This window comes from Mesorhizobium sp. P2_F8 (genome assembly GCF_056403655.1).
In genome coordinates this window covers 156,758-174,853 of sequence record NZ_JBFUFB010000006.1, presented here as the reverse complement: position 1 = coordinate 174,853, position 18,096 = coordinate 156,758, and the positions used below count along the sequence as shown (strand labels likewise).

General features: G+C 63.3%; 12 protein-coding genes. 7 read left to right on the top strand and 5 right to left on the bottom strand.

The window, feature by feature from the left end; all coding sequences use genetic code 11:
* Positions 1 to 2,637 carry a type I DNA topoisomerase gene (topA, locus tag AC1DZP_RS16375; protein ID WP_477303773.1) on the bottom strand — a complete coding sequence of 879 codons (2,637 nt, stop codon included), beginning with the start codon at positions 2,635 to 2,637 and terminating at the stop codon, positions 1 to 3.
* Between the two features lie 364 nt (positions 2,638 to 3,001).
* On the bottom strand, positions 3,002 to 3,379 hold the full coding sequence (locus tag AC1DZP_RS16370) for a COG4315 family predicted lipoprotein (protein WP_477303771.1): 378 nt from the start codon (positions 3,377 to 3,379) through the stop codon (positions 3,002 to 3,004).
* Positions 3,380 to 3,559: 180 nt separating this feature from the next.
* On the opposite strand from AC1DZP_RS16370, the gene AC1DZP_RS16365 reads away from it, so the two are divergent.
* Positions 3,560 to 4,306 (top strand): cytochrome c biogenesis CcdA family protein, encoded by a 747-nt coding sequence (locus AC1DZP_RS16365; protein WP_184873922.1) that lies wholly within the window; start codon positions 3,560 to 3,562, stop codon positions 4,304 to 4,306.
* 153 nt (positions 4,307 to 4,459) lie between these two features.
* Positions 4,460 to 5,836, top strand: coding sequence for a bifunctional UDP-N-acetylglucosamine diphosphorylase/glucosamine-1-phosphate N-acetyltransferase GlmU (glmU, locus tag AC1DZP_RS16360; protein WP_477303769.1), 1,377 nt, complete (start codon positions 4,460 to 4,462; stop codon positions 5,834 to 5,836).
* Here the strand turns inward: glmU and AC1DZP_RS16355 are convergent, their stop codons facing one another.
* A complete protein-coding gene (locus AC1DZP_RS16355; RefSeq protein WP_477303767.1) occupies positions 5,837 to 6,205 on the bottom strand; it encodes an ADP-ribosylation/crystallin J1 in 369 nt (122 codons plus the stop codon).
* 209 nt (positions 6,206 to 6,414) lie between these two features.
* Here AC1DZP_RS16355 and glmS point away from each other — a divergent pair, with 209 nt between their 5' ends.
* Entirely contained in the window at positions 6,415 to 8,238 is a 1,824-nt protein-coding gene (gene glmS / locus AC1DZP_RS16350) for a glutamine--fructose-6-phosphate transaminase (isomerizing) (RefSeq protein WP_477303765.1), read from the top strand.
* Positions 8,239 to 8,418: 180 nt separating this feature from the next.
* Complete coding sequence (locus AC1DZP_RS16345; protein ID WP_095085130.1) at positions 8,419 to 9,171, top strand: DUF502 domain-containing protein; 753 nt, start codon at positions 8,419 to 8,421, stop codon at positions 9,169 to 9,171.
* Here the strand turns inward: AC1DZP_RS16345 and recG are convergent.
* Positions 9,123 to 11,231, bottom strand: coding sequence for an ATP-dependent DNA helicase RecG (gene recG / locus AC1DZP_RS16340; protein ID WP_477303764.1), 2,109 nt, complete (start codon positions 11,229 to 11,231; stop codon positions 9,123 to 9,125). The genes AC1DZP_RS16345 and recG overlap by 49 nt on opposite strands.
* A 92-nt stretch (positions 11,232 to 11,323) precedes the next feature.
* Between recG and AC1DZP_RS16335 the strand changes: the two genes are divergently transcribed.
* The 3 genes from AC1DZP_RS16335 (at position 11,324) to AC1DZP_RS16325 (ending at position 16,764) form a co-directional block, all read left to right on the top strand.
* Positions 11,324 to 11,611, top strand: coding sequence for a succinate dehydrogenase assembly factor 2 (locus AC1DZP_RS16335; protein ID WP_457153368.1), 288 nt, complete (start codon positions 11,324 to 11,326; stop codon positions 11,609 to 11,611).
* 71 nt (positions 11,612 to 11,682) lie between these two features.
* On the top strand, positions 11,683 to 15,174 hold the full coding sequence (gene mfd / locus AC1DZP_RS16330) for a transcription-repair coupling factor (protein WP_477303762.1): 3,492 nt from the start codon (positions 11,683 to 11,685) through the stop codon (positions 15,172 to 15,174).
* A 216-nt stretch (positions 15,175 to 15,390) separates the two neighbouring features.
* Positions 15,391 to 16,764, top strand: a complete 1,374-nt coding sequence (locus tag AC1DZP_RS16325; protein ID WP_477303760.1) for a class II 3-deoxy-7-phosphoheptulonate synthase — start codon at positions 15,391 to 15,393, stop codon at positions 16,762 to 16,764.
* A 119-nt stretch (positions 16,765 to 16,883) separates the two neighbouring features.
* Here the strand turns inward: AC1DZP_RS16325 and AC1DZP_RS16320 are convergent, their stop codons facing one another.
* Complete coding sequence (locus AC1DZP_RS16320) at positions 16,884 to 17,954, bottom strand: GGDEF domain-containing protein (protein ID WP_477227331.1); 1,071 nt, start codon at positions 17,952 to 17,954, stop codon at positions 16,884 to 16,886.
* Positions 17,955 to 18,096: the final 142 nt, after the last annotated feature.

Sequence of the window (18,096 nt, the reverse complement as noted above, 5' to 3'; positions counted from 1 at the left end):
CTACCCTTTTTTCTTCGCGGCCGGCTTTTTGGCCGCCGTTTTCTTGGCCGTCGTCTTTCCGGTTGCCGGCACCTTGGCCGCTGCAGCCTTGCGGAACGGCTTCTTGCCGCCGCCGCCCTTGGCTTCCTTCTCGGCTATCAGCGCCAGCGCGTCCTCAACCGTCACCGATTGCGGATCCTTGCCTTTGGGCAGGGTGGCATTCACCTTGCCGAAATTCACGTAGGGCCCGTATTTGCCGTCACGCACGACGATCTTGCCGCCGCCATCGGGATGGTCGCCAAGCTCCTTCAAGGCGGCGGCTGTGCCGCCATTGCGCCCGCCCTTGCCCTTCAACTGCTTCTCGGCGATCACCGACACGGCGCGATTGAGGCCGATCGAGAACACGTCCTCGATGCTGTCGAGATTGGCGTATGTGCCGTCATGCAGCACGAACGGACCATAGCGGCCGAGCCCGGCCGAGATCATCTTGCCGGATTCCGGGTGCTGGCCGACATCGCGTGGCAGCGACAGCAGGGCGAGCGCCTTCTCGTGGTCGATGGTCTCAGCCGTCCAGCCCTTGGGCAGGCTGGATCGCTTGGCCTCCTTGCCGTCGCCGCGCTGCAGATAGGGGCCGAAGCGGCCGCTGCGCAGCGTGATTTCCTCTGACGTATAGGGATCCTTGCCGATGACCTTGGTGCCGTCCTCGCCATTGCCGTTCTCGCCATTGGGGTTGGCGGCATCGCCGAGCTGGCGGGTGAAGGAGCATTCGGGATAGTTCGAGCAGCCGACAAAGGCGCCGAATTTGCCAAGCTTCAGCGACAGATTGCCGGTGCCGCATTTCGGGCAGATGCGGGGGTTCGAGCCGTCCTCACGCGTCGGAAATACCAGCGGGGCCAGTTCTTCGTTGAGTGCGTCGAGCACGTCGGTGACGCGCAATTCCTTGATGTCGGCAACGGCGCCTGAAAAATCCTTCCAGAAATCGCGCAGCACGTCCTTCCAGGCGAGCTTGCCGTCGGAGATCTCGTCGAGCTTCTCCTCAAGCGAGGCGGTGAAGTCGTATTCGACATAGCGTTCGAAGAAGCTTTCGAGGAAGGCCGACAGCAACCGGCCCTTGGCCTGCGGCACCAGCCGGCGTTTGTCGATGGTGACGTAGTCGCGGTCCTCGAGCGTCTTCAGGATCGCCGTGTAGGTCGACGGCCGGCCTATGCCGAGCTCTTCCAGCTTCTTGATCAGCGAGGCTTCGGAGTAACGCGGCGGCGGCTCGGTGGTGTGCTGGGTGGCGTTGATCGCCTGACGGGCAAGCTGCTCGCCGGCGCGGATTTCCGGCAGGCGGCGATTTTCCTCGTCTTCCGAATCGTCGTCCTTCTGGTCGGTGTAGGCAGCGATGAAGCCGTCGAAGCGAACGACCGAACCGATGGCGCGAAGCTCGGCGGTGCGGGCGCCGTTGACGGCCTCGATCTCGGCCGTGGTGCGTTCGATCTCGGCCGGCTGCATCTGGCTGGCGATGGCGCGTTTCCAGATCAACTCATAAAGCCGCATCTGGTCGGAATCGAGATATTGCCTGACTGAAGCCGGGGTGCGCATGAAATCCGTCGGGCGGATCGCTTCGTGCGCTTCCTGGGCGTTCTTGGCCTTGGTGGTATAAAGGCGCGGCTTCTCCGGAAGGTATTTGGGTCCGAATTCCTTGGCGATGGCGTCACGGGCGGCCGAGATCGCCTCCGGCGCCATCTGCACGCCGTCGGTTCGCATATAGGTGATCAGGCCGGTCGTCTCGCCGCCGATTTCCATGCCTTCGTAGAGGCGCTGCGCCACCTGCATGGTGCGGCTGGCCGAGAAGCCGAGGCCCGATGAGGCGGCCTGCTGCAGCGTCGAGGTGGTGAAGGGCGGGCCGGGATTGCGCTTGGTCGGCTTGGCTTCGACCGACACTGCCTTGAAGGTCGCGCCTTCGAGCATCGACTTGATGTCGTCGGCGTGCGCCTTGTTGGAAATGTCAAGCTTTTGCAGCTTCTTGCGATCGAAGGCGGTCAGCCGCGCTTCGAAGTTCTCGTTGCGCGGCGTGCCGAGGAGGGCAGCGATCTGCCAGTATTCCTCGCGGATGAAGCGCTCGATCTCGGATTCGCGGTCGCAGACCAGACGCAACGCGACAGACTGGACGCGGCCGGCGGAACGGGCGCCCGGCAGTTTGCGCCACAGAACCGGCGACAGCGTGAAGCCGACGAGATAGTCGAGAGCCCGGCGCGCCAGATAGGCATCGACCAGCGGCGCATCGATCTGGCGCGGATTGGCCATCGCCTCCAGCACCGACGACTTGGTAATGGCGTTGAAAACGACGCGGCTGACCGGCTTGTCCTTCAGCGCACGCTTCTGCTTCAGCACTTCCAGCACGTGCCAGGAAATGGCTTCACCCTCACGATCAGGGTCGGTGGCGAGGATCAGGCCATCGGCATCCTTGACCGCCTTGGCTATGTCGGCAAGCCGCTTGCCCGAGGCGGTGTCGACCGCCCAGGACATGGCGAAATCTTCGTCCGGACGTACCGAGCCATCCTTGGCCGGCAAATCGCGGACATGGCCGAACGAGGCCAGAACCTTGTAGTTCTTGCCGAGGTATTTGTTGATTGTCTTTGCCTTGGCCGGCGATTCGACGACGACGACGTCCATGAGGTCTCATATCAGCTGTGATGCGGCAGAAGAATTCCGCTGCGCGCGACGAAATCTCGTTCTATTTGCCGCTCACATGGCCGCGCTTTTGCATCTGGTCAAGGGGAAGTGCCCAAATTGCAGGGCTGTCCGCAGCAATACACTCTTAGAGTGTATGGAGAAAATCACAGTATTCCGGGAAAGGGAGATGGCAGTCCGAGGCAGCGGAAACGAGCCGATTCATTTTACTGCCGAGTCGAGGAAAGCCGGCCGGGTATCGCAGGGGTAGACGCTATGAGAGCTTGTTTGGTGCCAGCCGCCGGGTTTGGAGGGATACCCGGCAGCCAGCCGAAGTCCCGCCAGCGGCAGGACCCGGATTGAGAACTCAGTCGGCCTTGACGATGTGCCAGACCTCGCCGACACCGTCGCCGGTCACATCGCCGGCCTTCTTGTCCTTGATGAAGGTATAGACCGGCTTGCCATCATAGGCCCACATCTTGGTGCCGTCGGTGCGGTCGACGACGCTCCATTCGTCATCCGCCTTGGCGCCGGCCTCGGCCTTCAGCGGCGGCCAGTTGGTGGCGCACTTGTCGTAGCAATTGGTCTTGCCCTTCTCATCCTTGTCATAGGTATAAAGCGTCATGCCGTTGGCGTCGGTGTAGATCTTGGTGCCATTGACCTCAGCTTCCTTCCACGCCTCGGCGGCGAAGGATGCGGCGGTGCTCAGCAAAAGCGCGGCCAGCCCTACGGTTATGGTTTTCATGGAAATCTCCCTGGCTGATATCTGGAGGCGCGCGGGAAATCGCGGCCTCGCTGTATCAACGCTTGCGAGCCGGCGTTTCTTCCCCGACCTGCACATGCCGCGACGACTTGCCACAAAATGGTGATTGGTGGAGAAGCAAGGTCGAGCCTATATCGGCGCCGGAACGGTCGGAGCTTTGGAATGGCATTGGACATCGGCTATGTCAGCGCGGTCGGGGCGGGAGCGATCTCGTTCCTGTCACCCTGCGTGCTGCCGCTGGTGCCGCCCTATCTCTGCTATATGGCCGGCGTCTCGGTCGACGATTTTCGTGGCAATGCGGGCGTGACGGCTCGTGAGGGCGCGCGCGGCGCGCTGCTCTATGCCTCGATCGCCTTCGTGCTCGGCTTCTCGACCGTGTTCGTCGCGCTCGGCGCCGGCGCCTCGACCATCGGCCACTGGCTGCGGGTCTGGCAGGAGCCGCTGGCGATGGCCGCTGGCGTGCTGATCATCCTGATGGGCCTGAATTTCCTCGGCATCTTGCGCATTCCGCTGTTGTCGCGCGAGGCGCGCTTCCAGTCGCAGGGCAAGCCGGCAAGTGCGATCGCCGCCTATGTCATGGGACTGGCCTTCGCGTTCGGCTGGACGCCCTGCATCGGCCCGGTGCTGGGGCCGATCCTGACGCTGGCCGGCGGCCGCGAGACGGTGGGCGAGGGCGCGCTGCTGCTCGCCGCCTATTCGCTTGGCCTCGGCATCCCGTTCCTCATCGCGGCGCTGTTTTCCGGCGCCTTCATGCGCTTCCTCGGCAAATTCCGCGTCCATCTCGGCCGCGTCGAGAAGGCCATTGGCGCGCTGCTGGTCGTCGCCGGGGTGTTTTTCCTCACTGGCGGCGTACAGACCGTATCCTACTGGCTGCTCGAGAATTTCCCGGTGCTCGGACGACTGGGGTGATCCCCTTGCCTAAGATGCGAAAGGCGCGGCGTGGGCTCGCTGATTAAGAGTCAGCTGCTCTACCATCTCACCGGAATTTAACCGCATTGGTGCAGCAAGGCGCCACTGCTATCCTGTCTTGATTCCCAACCCTTTTCATATGGTTGTTCACCCATGAGCCAGAGATCCTGCCTGTCCGTCATCCTCGCCGCCGGCGAAGGCACGCGCATGAAGAGCACGCTGCCGAAGGTGCTGCACCAGATCGCCGGGCTGCCGATGGTCGCCCATGTGGTGAAGGCGGCCGAGGCCGCCGGTGCTGGCAGCCAGGCGCTGGTGATCGGTCATGGCGCCGACGAGATGCGCAAGGCAGCCGCGAAATTCGCGCCGAAGGCCGAGACCTTCGTGCAGGAAAAGCGGCTTGGCACCGCGCATGCGGTGCTTGCCGCGCGTGAAGCGATATCAAAGGGTTACAACGATATCCTGGTGATGTTCGGCGACACACCGTTGATCGACGCCGACGCGCTCACCGTGGCGCGGCTGAAACTGGCGGAAGGTGCTGCCGTCGTGGTCATCGGTTTCCGCCCGCCCAATCCGACCGGCTATGGCAGGCTGATCGAAAAAGGCGGCAAGCTGATTGCCGTCCGCGAGGAGAAGGACTGCAGCGCGGAGGAAAGGAAGATCGGCTTTTGCAATGCCGGCATGATGGCGGTGGCCGGCAGCCAGGCGCTGACGCTGCTCGATGCGGTCGGCAACAAGAACACCAAGGGCGAGTACTATCTCACTGACATCGTCGAGATTGCCACCGCGAAAGGCCTCGATGTCGTGGCCACCGAGACCAGCTTCGAAAGCGCGCTCGGCATCAACAACCGCGCCGAACTGGCGCAGGCCGAAGGTATCTGGCAGGCGCGCCGCCGCCACGAGGCGATGCTGTCGGGCGTGACGCTGATCGCGCCGGAGACCGTGTATTTCTCGCATGATACCGAAATCGGCGCCGACACGATCGTCGAGCCCAATGTCTGGTTCGGTCCGGGTGTGAAGATCGCCACCGGCGCCAAGATCCATGCCTTCAGCCATTTCGAGGGTGCCACCATCGCCTCGAATTGCGAAGTTGGGCCATTCGCTCGGCTGCGACCGGGAGCCGATCTCAGGAACAAGGCCAAGGTCGGCAATTTCTGCGAAGTCAAGCAGGCGACCATCGAGGACGGCGCCAAGGTCAATCACCTGACCTATATCGGCGATGCCCGCGTCGGCGCGGGCGCCAACATCGGGGCCGGCGCCATCACCTGCAATTACGACGGCTACTCGAAATTCTTCACCGACATCGGCGAGGGCGCCTTTATCGGATCGAACTCCTCTCTGGTGGCGCCTGTCACCATCGGCAGGCGCGGCTACATCGCGTCGGGCAGCGTCATCACCGAAAGCGTGCCGGACGATGCGCTGGCCTTCGGTCGCGCCCGCCAGAAGACAATCCCCGGCAAAGCCAAGGAATTGCGCGAGCGGTTTGCTTCGGCCGCGGCCGCGAAGAAAAAGGCTGCCGGCGCCGACCACTAGCTAGCCGGTCATGTCCTTGTCGAAGGCGGCGGTCACCTCGATCTTGCCGACGATGGCTTTGTTGAAATCATCGAGGTCCTCGGCGGGTATCCAGTATTCGAGATGCGCCTTGCTGCCGGCGTGCTCGACCCGGTAGCGGTCGAGAAAGCTTTTCAGCACGTCAAACCGCGTCACGAAGCCTGCTCCGCTTGCCGGCACGTTCCAGTCGCGCGCGATCTGCACGGCATAGGCTTCCGACAGGACCGGATAGAAGATCGGCTGTTCGGGCAGGCGCGGCGGAAACGCCCGCATGTCCGAAGCCTCGATGAGTTTCAGCTCGTCAGGTCCGACCGGGCGCCAGAGTGTAATGGTTGATATGGTTTCGTTCATGGTAGGAGCTTAGCCAAACATTTCCCGACCGGGAACCGAATGGCTGAAAAACCGAATGATTGCAGTAACCGGATTGCAAGAGCGGTCTGTCATGGTGCATGCGTACAGAAGCGTTCCGTTACACGGGGCGAAATGCAATGTGACTTTCGCGGCAGGCCGGCCATCCCTAAATAGTGCTGGTTTTCCATGGGGAATTGGGGGCTGTCTGCATGTGCGGTATCGTTGGAATCGTCGGCCACTCGCAGGTTGCGCCGCTCATCGTCGACGCGCTGAAACGGCTCGAATATCGCGGCTATGACTCGGCCGGCGTCGCCACCATCGAACATGGTCAGCTTGCACGCAGGCGCGCCGAAGGCAAGCTGATCAACCTCGAACGTCGGCTCAAGGACGATCCGCTCGATGGCACGATCGGTATCGGCCACACGCGCTGGGCAACGCACGGTGTGCCCAACGAGACCAATGCGCATCCGCATTTTTCCGACGGCGTCGCCATCGTCCACAACGGCATCATCGAGAACTTCGCGGAATTGCGCGACGAGTTGAAGCGTGACGGCTACAGCTTTTCTTCGCAGACCGACACCGAGGTCGTCGCCCATCTGGTGGCGCGCGAACTGGCCAGGGGGCTGAAGCCTGTCGAGGCCGCGCACCAGGCGCTGAAGCGGCTGGAAGGCGCCTTCGCGCTGGCCATCATGTTCAAAGGCGACGAGGACCTGATCGTCGGCGCCCGCAATGGCCCGCCGCTGGCTGTCGGCCATGGCGACGGCGAGATGTTCCTGGGTTCCGACGCCATCGCGCTCGCCCCGTTCACCAATTCGATCACCTATCTCGAAGATGGCGATTGGGCGGTGGTGCGCCGCGACGGCGTCACGATCTTCGACATCGACGGCAACAAGGTCGACCGCAAGCGGCAGCAGTCGCTCTCGACCAGCTTCATGGTCGACAAGGGCAACCGGCGCCATTTCATGGAGAAGGAAATCCATGAACAGCCCGAAGTGATCTCGCACACGCTGGCGAATTATCTCGACTTCGTTGGTGGCGTGTCCAAGCCGCTCGACCTGCCGTTCGATTTTGCCAAGATCGACCGGCTGGCGATTTCGGCCTGCGGCACCGCGTATCTCGCCGGCCTGATCGGCAAGTACTGGTTCGAACGCTACGCGCGGCTGCCGGTCGACATCGATGTCGCCTCCGAATTCCGCTATCGCGAAATGCCGCTGTCAGCGAATGATGCCGCCTTCTTCATCTCGCAATCGGGCGAGACCGCCGACACGCTGGCCTCGCTGCGCTATTGTCGCAAGGCGGGGATGAAGATCGGCGCGCTCGTCAATGTCCGCGAATCGACCATGGCGCGCGAATCCGACGTCGTGCTGCCGACGCTCGCCGGCCCGGAGATCGGCGTTGCCTCGACCAAGGCCTTCACGTGCCAGCTTTCGGTGCTGGCATCGCTTGCCGTGCGTGCCGGCGTGGCGCGCGGCACGATCTCGCGTCAGCAGGAAAACACCTTTGTGCGCGAGTTGTCGGAGGCGCCGCGTTACGCCAACCAGGTGCTGAAGCTCGACCATCAGATCGAAAAGATCGCGCGCGACCTCGCACACTACAAGAACGTGCTCTATCTCGGCCGCGACACCAATTTTCCGCTGGCCATGGAAGGCGCCCTAAAACTCAAGGAAATCTCCTATATCCACGCCGAGGGCTATGCCGCGGGCGAGCTGAAGCATGGGCCGATCGCGCTGATCGACGAGAACATGCCTGTCATCGTCATCGCACCGCACGACCGCATCTTCGAAAAGACCGTGTCGAACATGCAGGAAGTGGCGGCGCGCGGCGGCAAGATCATCCTGATCACCGACAGCAAGGGCGCGGCACTTACCAGCGTCAAGACAATGGAGACGATCGTGCTGCCGGACGTGCCGGAAATCATCTCGCCGATCATCTACGCGCTGCCGATCCAGATGCTCGCCTATTTCACCGCCGTGTTCATGGGCACCGATGTCGACCAGCCGCGCAATCTGGCGAAATCGGTGACGGTGGAGTAAGCGCCCCCTTCCAAAAACCTCGCAGTCCAAACCGCCTTCCGGTTCACAAAAGCAGCTGTGATGGTATTTGCATCACAGCTGCTCTTTTTCTTTTTTTGCAGGATCTTTTTCCGAAAACCGGTTCCCACTTTTCGGGATCATGCTCTAATGTTGCGCTGCAACCCGTGTCCCCGGTGACCCATGTCCGATGCGCCCAAGACCTCTGGCATGACCCGGCTGAGGAACTATTTCCTCACGGGCTTCGTCGTCTGCGCGCCGCTGGCGATCACCGCCTATATCGCCTGGTCGTTCATCGGCTGGGTCGATTCATGGGTAAAGCCCTATATTCCGGCACGCTATAGCCCCGACAGCTACCTGCCGTTTCCGGTCCCGGGGTTTGGACTGATCGTCGCGCTGATCCTGATCACGCTGATCGGTTTTCTGACGGCCAACATTGTCGGCCGCGCCATCGTCAATTTCGGCGAGCGCCTGCTTGGCCGCATGCCGCTGGTGCGCGGCATCTATGGCTCGCTGAAGCAGATTTTCGAGACCGTGCTGTCGAACAAGGGCGACATGTTCCGCCAGGTCGGGTTGGTCGAATATCCGCGCAAGGGCGTCTGGTCGCTGGTGTTCGTCGCCAGCGAGAAGGAGACCGAGATCAACCAGAAACTCGACCAGGAGGGCGATCCGCTGATCGCCGTGTTCATGCCTTGCACGCCGAACCCGACCACCGGGTTCCTGATGTATGTGCCGAAGTCCGACATCGTGCTGCTCGACATGACGATCGAGGACGGCGCCAAGCTGATCGTCTCCGCCGGGCTGGTGGCACCCGAAGTCAAGCCGATGGTCGTCGTGAACGGCGAGCCGATCGATGTGCTTGCCAACCCGTCGGTTGCCGCCTTGGCTCAGCCGGCGCGCAGGAGCCGGACGGCTTCGTCGCGGCCGAACAAGTAAAGCAACAGGCGCAACGCTTCGCCACGCTCGGATTGCAGCTCCGGGTCACGTGACAGGATCAGCCTGGCATCGTCGCGAGCGGCCTCCAATAGATCGGCATGGGCCTCGATGCGCGCCACCTGGAAACCCGGCGTGCCGGACTGGCGGGTGCCCAGAAGCTCGCCTTCGCCGCGCAGCTTCAGGTCTTCTTCGGCGATCAGGAAACCATCCTCGGTCTCGCGCATCACCGACAGCCGGCGTTTTGCGGTCTCGCCGAGCGGGTCCTTGTAGAGCAACACGCAGGATGACTTGATGTCACCGCGCCCGACGCGACCGCGCAACTGGTGCAACTGGGCAAGGCCAAAGCGCTCGGCATGTTCGATGACCATGACGGTGGCGTCCGGCACGTCGACGCCGACCTCGATGACCGTGGTAGCGATCAGGATGCGTGTCTCGCCCTGCTTGAAGGCGCGCATCGCTTCGTCCTTGTCGGCACCCTTCATGCGGCCGTGGACGAGGCCGATGCGATCGCCGAACAGCGGTTTTAGGGACGCAAAACGGTCCTCGGCCGACATCAGCTTGATCTCTTCGGATTCCTCGACCAGCGGACAGATCCAGTAGATCTTCTGGCCGCCGGCGACAGCGTCGACCATGCGGCCGACCAGCTCGTCGAGCCGCTCGAGCGGCAGCGTGACGGTGCGGATCGGCTGGCGGCCGGCCGGTTTTTCCGTCAGCTTCGACACGTCCATGTCGCCGAAGGCGGTCAGCACCAGCGTGCGCGGGATGGGCGTGGCCGTCATCACCAGCATGTCGGGCGCGTCGCCCTTGGCGGTGATGGCAAGCCGCTGGTGGACGCCAAAGCGATGCTGCTCGTCGATGACGGCGAAGACCAGATCGTGGAAGGTGACCGTCTCCTGGAACAGCGCGTGGGTGCCGACGACGATGTCGATCTCGCCGCTCGCCAGGCCGGCCAGTGTGTCGGTGCGCTCGCGGCCTTTCTCGCGGCCGGTGAGGATTGCGATTCTCAAACCGACCTTGGCGGCAAGTGGAGCGATCGTCGCCAGATGCTGGCGCGCCAGGATTTCGGTCGGCGCCATCAGTGCTGCCTGGCCGCCGGCCTCGACCGCACGCGCCATGGCCAGCAGCGCGACAACCGTCTTGCCGGAGCCGACGTCACCTTGCAGGAGGCGCAGCATGCGCTCGGGATCGGCGAGGTCGGCATTGATTTCGGCGAGCGCGAATTCCTGGCTCGCGGTCAGCGAGTAGGGGAGTGCAGCGCGCAGTTTCTCGACGATGCTGCCGTCGCCGACCAGAGGACGGCCGGACAGGCGGCGGATTTTTGCCCTCACCAGCGCCAACGAAACCTGGCCTGCCAGCAACTCGTCGTATGCGAGGCGCCGCCACGCGGCACCATCGATGGAGACATCGATCGGGTCGGCCGGATTGTGGATGCGGGCGAGCGCATCGCCAAAGGTGGGAAAGGTGTGCCGGCGCATGAAGGCGCCGTCCTGCCATTCGGCGAAAGTGGGCAAGCGCGCCAGCGCCTGGCCGATCGCCCGGCGCAGCACCTTGCCCGAGAGCCCGGCGGTGAGCGGATAGACCGGCTCGACCAGCGGCAGGTTTTCCGCTTCGCTGGCCAGCGCGATGTGGTCGGGGTGGACCATGGTCGGGCGGCCGTTGAACCGTTCCATGCGACCCGAGACCACGACATGCTCGCCCTCGGGCATCGCCTTTTCGAGATAGGAGGCATGGGCATGGAAGAAGGTCAGCGCGATCTCGCCGGTATCGTCATGGGCGTAGACCCGGTAGGGCACCGACCTGTTGCCGCGCGGCGGCGGCTGGTGGCGGTCGATGCGCACCTCAAGCGTGACGATCGCGCCTTCGGCGGCGAGCGCGATGCCTGGGCGGTTGCGACGGTCGATGACGGTGTGCGGCAACACGAACAGAAGGTCGCCGGCGCGCGCGGCGCGATCACCGAGATCGGCCGTGACCACTTTCTCGATCAGCGCGCCAACCTTCGGTCCGACGCCGGCAAGAGAAGTGATCGGGACGAACAACGGATCGAGGATGGAAGGACGCATGATGTCAGCTTATGTCGCGAGGGCCGCAGCGCAAGGCTGACAGCCCCTTCTATCCACGCTATATGCGCCGCAGCAAGTGAGGATGCGGCACAATGACCGGGACGACGAGATCAAGCGTGGGGCTGGACGCCCGCCGCCGCAAGCTTCTGTTTCGCTCCTGGCATCGCGGCATGCGCGAGATGGACCTGATCCTCGGCACCTTCGCCGACGCCGAGATCGGCGCCTTGACCGGCGAGGAAATCGACCAATATGAGAGGCTCCTCGACATTCCCGACACCGAATTCCTGCCCATGGTCACCGGCGAACGCCCGGTTCCCCGGGACATAGACTGTGCCGTCCTGCAGAAGATCCTGGCTTTCCGCCATTCCATGACATTCTGAACATCAGCAATTCCAGGAAAAGTGCGAAGCGGTTTTTCGCCCTGAGTTGCGACAAACAAGACCGTGATTTCATGAGCCTCATTCCCACCATCGGTCTGCCGAAAGGCCGCGCCGGCCAGTTCATCGTCGATGGCGTCGCCGACGGCTATGAAGCCTTTGCGCTGGTGCAGGCGGCACTGGAGATCGCGCCGGACAAGCCGGTTCTGTTCGTGGCGCGCGACGGCCAGCGCCTGCCGGCGATCATCGAGGCGCTGTCCTTCGCGGCGCCCGGCCTTCCTGTGCTGGAACTGCCGGCCTGGGATTGCCTGCCCTATGACCGGGTCTCGCCCGGCTCGGACGCCGCCGCCAAGCGGCTCGATGCGTTGACCGCCATGATCGCGCTGGCGAAGAAGCCGCACCGCGCCGTCATACTGACCACCGCCAATGCGTTGCTGCAGCGCATCCCGCCGGCCGACCTGGTCGAGGCACAAACCTTCCATGCCAGGCCCGGCAACCAGATCGACATGAATGCGCTGGTGTCGCGGCTGGAGACGTCCGGGTTCGAACGCGTACCGACCGTGCGCGGCATCGGTGAATTCGCCGTGCGCGGCGGCATTCTCGACCTGTTCGCGCCCGGCTGGACAGAAGCGCTCAGGCTCGATTTCTTCGGCGACACGCTGGAATCGATCCGTGTGTTCGATGCCGCCACGCAGCGTACCACCGGCCAGCGCAAGTCGATGGCGTTGCAGGCGATGAGCGAAGTGGCGCTGACGCCGGAAACGATCAGCCGTTTCCGCCGCTCCTATATCGAAGCCTTTGGCGCGCCCCAGCGCGACGACGGGCTCTATGCGGCGGTCAGCGAAGGGCGACGCTTCGCCGGCATGGAGCACTGGCTGCCGTTCTTCTACGAACGGCTGGAGACCGTGTTCGACTATCTGCCGGACACGCCTGTTGTGTTCGATCATCTGGCGCATGAGGCGCTGGCCGAGCGTCACACGCTGATCCTCGACCACTACGAGGCGCGCAAGAAACAGGCCGACGGCGCATTGAAGGATGCGGTGCCCTACAAGCCGGTGCCGCCGGACCTGCTCTATCTCTCGCCGGAAAACCTGATTGCTTCGCTCGGGCCGCGCGAAGCGATCGATTTTACGCCCTTCGACGCGCCCGATGCCGGCGCCAAGAAAGTGTTCCATGCCGGCTCGCGCCACGGCCGCAGTTTTGCTGGCGAACGCGCCGACCCCAGCATCAATGTCTTCGATATCGTCGTCAAGCATATCGCCGACGAGCGTGCTGCGCGCCGCCGTATCGTCATTGCCGGCTGGACAGAAGGTTCGCTCGACCGGCTCGGCCAGATCCTCAGCGAGCACCATCTCGGCAATCTCAAGCAGGTCGCCACGCTGGCGGAAGCGGAGCAACTCGAGCCGGGGCAGGCGGCATTGGCTGTGCTGCCGCTGGAATCCGGTTTCGAGACCGAAAGACTAGTCGTCGTCGCCGAACAGGACATTCTCGGCGATCGGCTGATCCGACGCTCGAAGCGCAAGAAGCGCGCCTCGGACTTCATCGCCGAAGCCTCGGCGCTGTCGGCCGGCGACATCGTCGTCCATGCCGACCATGGCATCGGCCGCTTCATCGGCCTGCGCACCATCGAAGCGGTTGGCGCCCCGCATGACTGCCTGGAAATCCACTACGCCGGCGACGACCGGTTGTTCCTGCCGGTCGAGAACATCGAGCTTCTGTCGCGCTACGGTTCGGATTCGGCCGAGGCGACCTTGGACAAACTCGGCGGCGGCGCCTGGCAGTCGCGCAAGGCGCGGCTGAAGAAACGCCTGCTCGACATGGCCGGGCAACTGATCCGCATCGCCGCCGAACGGCAGATGCGCGCCGCACCGGCATTGGTTCCAGCCGAGGGCCTCTATGGCGAGTTCGCTGCCCGCTTCCCCTATGAGGAGACCGACGACCAGCAGACGGCGATCGATTCGGTTCGGGACGATCTGGGCGCCGGCAAGCCGATGGACCGGCTGATCTGCGGCGATGTCGGCTTCGGCAAGACCGAAGTGGCGCTGCGCGCCGCGTTCATCGCGGCGATGGAAGGATTTCAGGTCGCCGTCGTGGTGCCGACGACGCTGTTGTCGCGCCAGCATTTCAAGACGTTTTCGCAGCGCTTTTCCGGCCTGCCGATTCGCGTCGCCCAGGCGTCGCGGCTGGTCGGCGCCAAGGAGCTGGCCGAGACCAAGAAAGGCATCGCCGAGGGCCAGGTCGACATCGTCATCGGTACCCACGCGCTGCTCGGTTCCGCGATCTCGTTCAAGAACCTTGGCCTGTTGATCATCGACGAGGAGCAGCACTTTGGTGTCAAGCACAAGGAGCGGCTGAAGGACCTGAAGACCGATGTGCATGTGCTGACGCTGTCAGCGACACCGATTCCGCGCACGCTGCAACTGGCGCTGACCGGGGTGCGCGAGTTGTCGCTGATCGCCACGCCGCCGGTCGACCGCATGGCGGTGCGCACGTTTATCTCGCCCTTCGATCCGCTGGTCATCCGCGAGACGCTGCTGCGCGAGCGCTATCGCGGCGGCCACTCCTTCTATGTCGTTCCGCGCATCAGCGATTTGGCGGAGATCCATGATTTCCTAAGAGAATCCGTTCCGGAGCTAAAAGTGGCGGTGGCCCACGGCCAGATGCCGCCGGGCGAACTCGACGACATCATGAATGCCTTCTACGACGGCCAGTACGATGTGCTGTTGTCGACGACCATCGTCGAATCCGGTCTCGACATCCCGACCGCCAACACGCTGATCATCCATCGCGCCGACATGTTCGGCCTGTCGCAGCTCTATCAGCTGCGCGGCCGCGTCGGCCGCTCGAAGGTGCGCGCCTATGCGCTGTTCACGCTGCCGGCCAACCGCAAGCTGACCGACACGGCCGAGCGCCGGCTGAAGGTGCTGCAGTCGCTCGACACGCTGGGCGCCGGCTTCCAACTGGCCAGCCACGATCTCGATATCAGAGGCGCCGGCAATCTTCTCGGCGAAGAGCAGTCCGGCCACATCAAGGAGGTCGGCTTCGAGCTCTACCAGCAGATGCTGGAGGAGGCCGTCGCCGAGGTGAAGGATTCCGGCGAAGTGCAGGATGGCGGCTGGTCGCCGCAGATCGCAGTCGGTACGGCGGTGATGATCCCGGAAAGCTATGTGCCGGACCTGCAGCTCAGGCTGGCGCTCTACCGCCGCCTCGGCGACCTCGAAAACACCGAGGAGATCGACGCCTTCGGCGCGGAGCTGATCGACCGGTTCGGCCCGCTGCCGGAAGAGGTGAAGCATCTCTTGAAGATCGTCTTCATCAAGGCGCTCTGCCGCAAGGCCAATGTCGAAAAGCTCGACGCCGGGCCGAAGGGTGTCGTCATCCATTTCCGCAAACGCGAATTCTCCAACCCGGTCGGCCTGGTCCAGTTCATTGGCGAGCAGGGTTCGCTGGCCAAGATCCGGCCCGACCACAGCGTCGTGTTCGTGCGCGACTGGCCGACGGCCGAGAAGCGGCTGGCAGGCTCGGCCGTCGTCATGACGCAGTTGGCGCGGCTGGTGGCGGCGTAGCGGGCAGGGATAGGGGCACCGGCTGGGCAGCCGGTGCATTCGCCAGCCGGACAAATCCGGTCTAGAATAGGAAATCGGCTTCGTGTATGGAGCCGCGATCCCCACATGGGGTGGATCGGCGGGCGACGGCGCTCGCTTTGTTGTTTGACGCAATTCCGGACGGAAACCGTTTCACGCTTTTCCTGGAATTGCTCGGAAAGAGCTTTGGGTGCAGCGATGACGAAATGGTCGCCGAATTCGTGGAGAGCGATGCCGATCAAGCAGGTTCCTGCCTATCCGGACCTTGCCGCGCTGAAGAACACGGAAGCCCAGCTCGCCACCTTTCCGCCGCTGGTTTTTGCAGGTGAGGCGCGCAAGCTGAAGAAGCAGTTGGCGGCTGTTGCTGCCGGTGATGCATTCCTTCTCCAGGGCGGCGATTGCGCCGAGAGTTTTGCCGAACATGGCGCGGACAATATCCGCGACTTCTTCCGCGTCTTCCTGCAGATGTCGGTGGTGTTGACCTTCGCCGGCGCGCAGCCGGTGGTCAAGGTCGGCCGGGTTGCCGGCCAGTTCGCCAAGCCGCGCTCGTCCGACAACGAGACCAAGGGCGATGTGACGCTGCCTAGCTATCGCGGCGACATCATCAACGGCATCGAGTTCGACGCCAAGTCGCGCATTCCAGATCCTGCCCGCCAGGAGATGGCATACCGCCAGTCGGCGGCGACGCTCAACCTTCTGCGCGCCTTCGCGCAGGGTGGCTATGCCAGCCTGGAGAACGTGCATAGCTGGATGCTCGGCTTCGTGTCCGACAGCCCGCAAGGCGAGAAGTACGGTGAACTCGCCAACCGCATCACCGAGACGATGGACTTCATGAAGGCCGTCGGCATCACCTCGGAAACCAACTATGCATTGCGCGAGACGGATTTCTACACCAGCCACGAGGCGCTTCTGCTCGGCTATGAGGAGGCGCTGACCCGCGTCGATTCGACCTCCGGCGACTGGTACGCCACGTCGGGTCACATGATCTGGATCGGTGATCGGACGCGCCAGCCCGACCATGCGCATGTCGAATATTGCCGCGGCATCAAGAACCCGCTTGGCCTGAAGTGCGGCCCCTCGCTGACGCCGGATGGGTTGCTGGAACTGATCGACCTGCTCAACCCCGAAAACGAACCCGGCCGGCTGACGCTGATCGCGCGCTTCGGCTCGGACAAGGCCGCCGACCATCTGCCGAAGCTGGTGCGTGCGGTGCAGAAGGAAGGCCGCAGCGTGGTGTGGTCGTCGGACCCGATGCATGGCAACACGATCGAGGCCGCCGGCTACAAGACGCGGCCGTTCGACCGCATCCTGAAGGAGGTGCAAACCTTCTTCGAGGTGCATCGCGCCGAAGGCACGCATCCTGGCGGCATCCACGTCGAAATGACCGGCAAGAACGTCACCGAATGCACCGGTGGCGCCCGCGCCATCACCGCCGATGAATTGCAGGATCGCTACCACACGCATTGCGATCCACGTCTCAACGCCGACCAGGCGATCGAACTGGCCTTCCTGGTCTCTGACCTGTTGAAGAAGAGCCACCCGGTGCAGCACAAGCAGGCCGTTAACGGCTGAGCTTGATTTCGGCCTGAACGTTGACGGAAAAAAGCGCTGGAGAAATCCGGCGCTTTCTTTTTCAGCGTCCGCGTTCCCAGCGCAGGCCGGCGAGTCCGGGGCCGAGGCGGATGGGGCGCTCAGTCCTTCTTGTAGAGCAGCCAGCTCTTGCCGGCGCGGCCGGCCATCGTCGAATGCCTGGTGACGCGGTTGCGGCCGCTGACCTTGGAGCGATACAGCGCCCGGTCGGCCTTGGTGTAGAGATCCTCCGGCCCCTCGGCTTCGGATGCCATGCAAATGCCCATCGAGACGGTGACGGTGCCGTAGTTCGTGCCGGTCTGGCTGCTGGTGAACGGCGTCTGCTCGATCAGGGCGCGGATGCGCTCCGCGATCTCGTAGGTTGCGTCCTCGCTGGCGCCCTCGATGATCAGCGCGAACTCCTCGCCGCCGGTTCGGGCGACGAACATGTCACCGCGGATGCTGGTCTGGAAGATGTCGGCGATGATCTGGATGATCTTGTCGCCGACCGGGTGGCCGTAGCGATCGTTGATGTCCTTGAAGCGATCGATGTCGGCAAGGATCAGGGCGTTGAACAGGATACCCTTGTTGCTGTTGTAGATCCTGGTGATTTCCTTGTCGAATGCGCGGCGATTCCAGATATGGGTCAACGGATCGGTGTCGGCCAGCCGCTTGTATTCCTCGAGCTTCGACTTGACGCTCTCGAGTTCGGCCGTCTTGTCGCTGAGCGTCGAGGCCACCTGCCGGCCGTGGTCGATCGTCGAATTGGTGGCAATCGTCATGGCGTTGGCGATCTTCTGCAAAAGATCCTGGGAGAGAAGGCTGCGGTTGCTCAGTCCGCTCGATGTCTCGTCGAGGATCCTGCCGTATTTCTCGATATGGCTGCGCTCGCTCCTCAACAGCGAAGCGACCTCCTCGAGCTCCCTGGCAATGACTTCCCTGGCATGCTCGACGATGCCGGGGCCATGGTTGTGGGCAAAGAAGGCGCGGCCGATCTGGTCCAGTTCATCCTGTGTCGGCCGGTTGCTCAGCGAAACGACGGCGAGGCTGAGTTCGCGATTGGTGCCGCTCAGTGCCTCGTAGAAAATTTCGTAGTTGCGGGGAAGGCCGAGCACGCCCAACTGGCGCATTGTGGCGACGACAGTGGCCGCGATATCGGTGCTTCGTTCGGTTGGGACAGCTGCCGCCTGCATGTTCTGATCACTCTTCCCCTTGGATCCCGCCGCAGAACTTTGGGGGTTCCATTTGTCGCCAACCGGGGAAGACTACCCGATAGTCCAGAACAACTTGCGAACAGACGCGTCCCCACCTGCGACATTCGCTCGCCATGAGCAT

Bases quoted from the DNA above. Each gene is read 5' to 3' on its own strand.
- topA (WP_477303773.1), bottom strand. From the start codon at position 2,637: ATGGACGTCGTCGTCGTCGAATCGCCGGCCAAGGCAAAGACAATCAAC.
- AC1DZP_RS16370 (WP_477303771.1), bottom strand. From the start codon at position 3,379: ATGAAAACCATAACCGTAGGGCTGGCCGCGCTTTTGCTGAGCACCGCC.
- AC1DZP_RS16365 (WP_184873922.1), top strand. From the start codon at position 3,560: ATGGCATTGGACATCGGCTATGTCAGCGCGGTCGGGGCGGGAGCGATC.
- glmU (WP_477303769.1), top strand. From the start codon at position 4,460: ATGAGCCAGAGATCCTGCCTGTCCGTCATCCTCGCCGCCGGCGAAGGC.
- AC1DZP_RS16355 (WP_477303767.1), bottom strand. From the start codon at position 6,205: ATGAACGAAACCATATCAACCATTACACTCTGGCGCCCGGTCGGACCT.
- glmS (WP_477303765.1), top strand. From the start codon at position 6,415: ATGTGCGGTATCGTTGGAATCGTCGGCCACTCGCAGGTTGCGCCGCTC.
- AC1DZP_RS16345 (WP_095085130.1), top strand. From the start codon at position 8,419: ATGTCCGATGCGCCCAAGACCTCTGGCATGACCCGGCTGAGGAACTAT.
- recG (WP_477303764.1), bottom strand. From the start codon at position 11,231: ATGCGTCCTTCCATCCTCGATCCGTTGTTCGTCCCGATCACTTCTCTT.
- AC1DZP_RS16335 (WP_457153368.1), top strand. From the start codon at position 11,324: ATGACCGGGACGACGAGATCAAGCGTGGGGCTGGACGCCCGCCGCCGC.
- mfd (WP_477303762.1), top strand. From the start codon at position 11,683: ATGAGCCTCATTCCCACCATCGGTCTGCCGAAAGGCCGCGCCGGCCAG.
- AC1DZP_RS16325 (WP_477303760.1), top strand. From the start codon at position 15,391: ATGACGAAATGGTCGCCGAATTCGTGGAGAGCGATGCCGATCAAGCAG.
- AC1DZP_RS16320 (WP_477227331.1), bottom strand. From the start codon at position 17,954: ATGCAGGCGGCAGCTGTCCCAACCGAACGAAGCACCGATATCGCGGCC.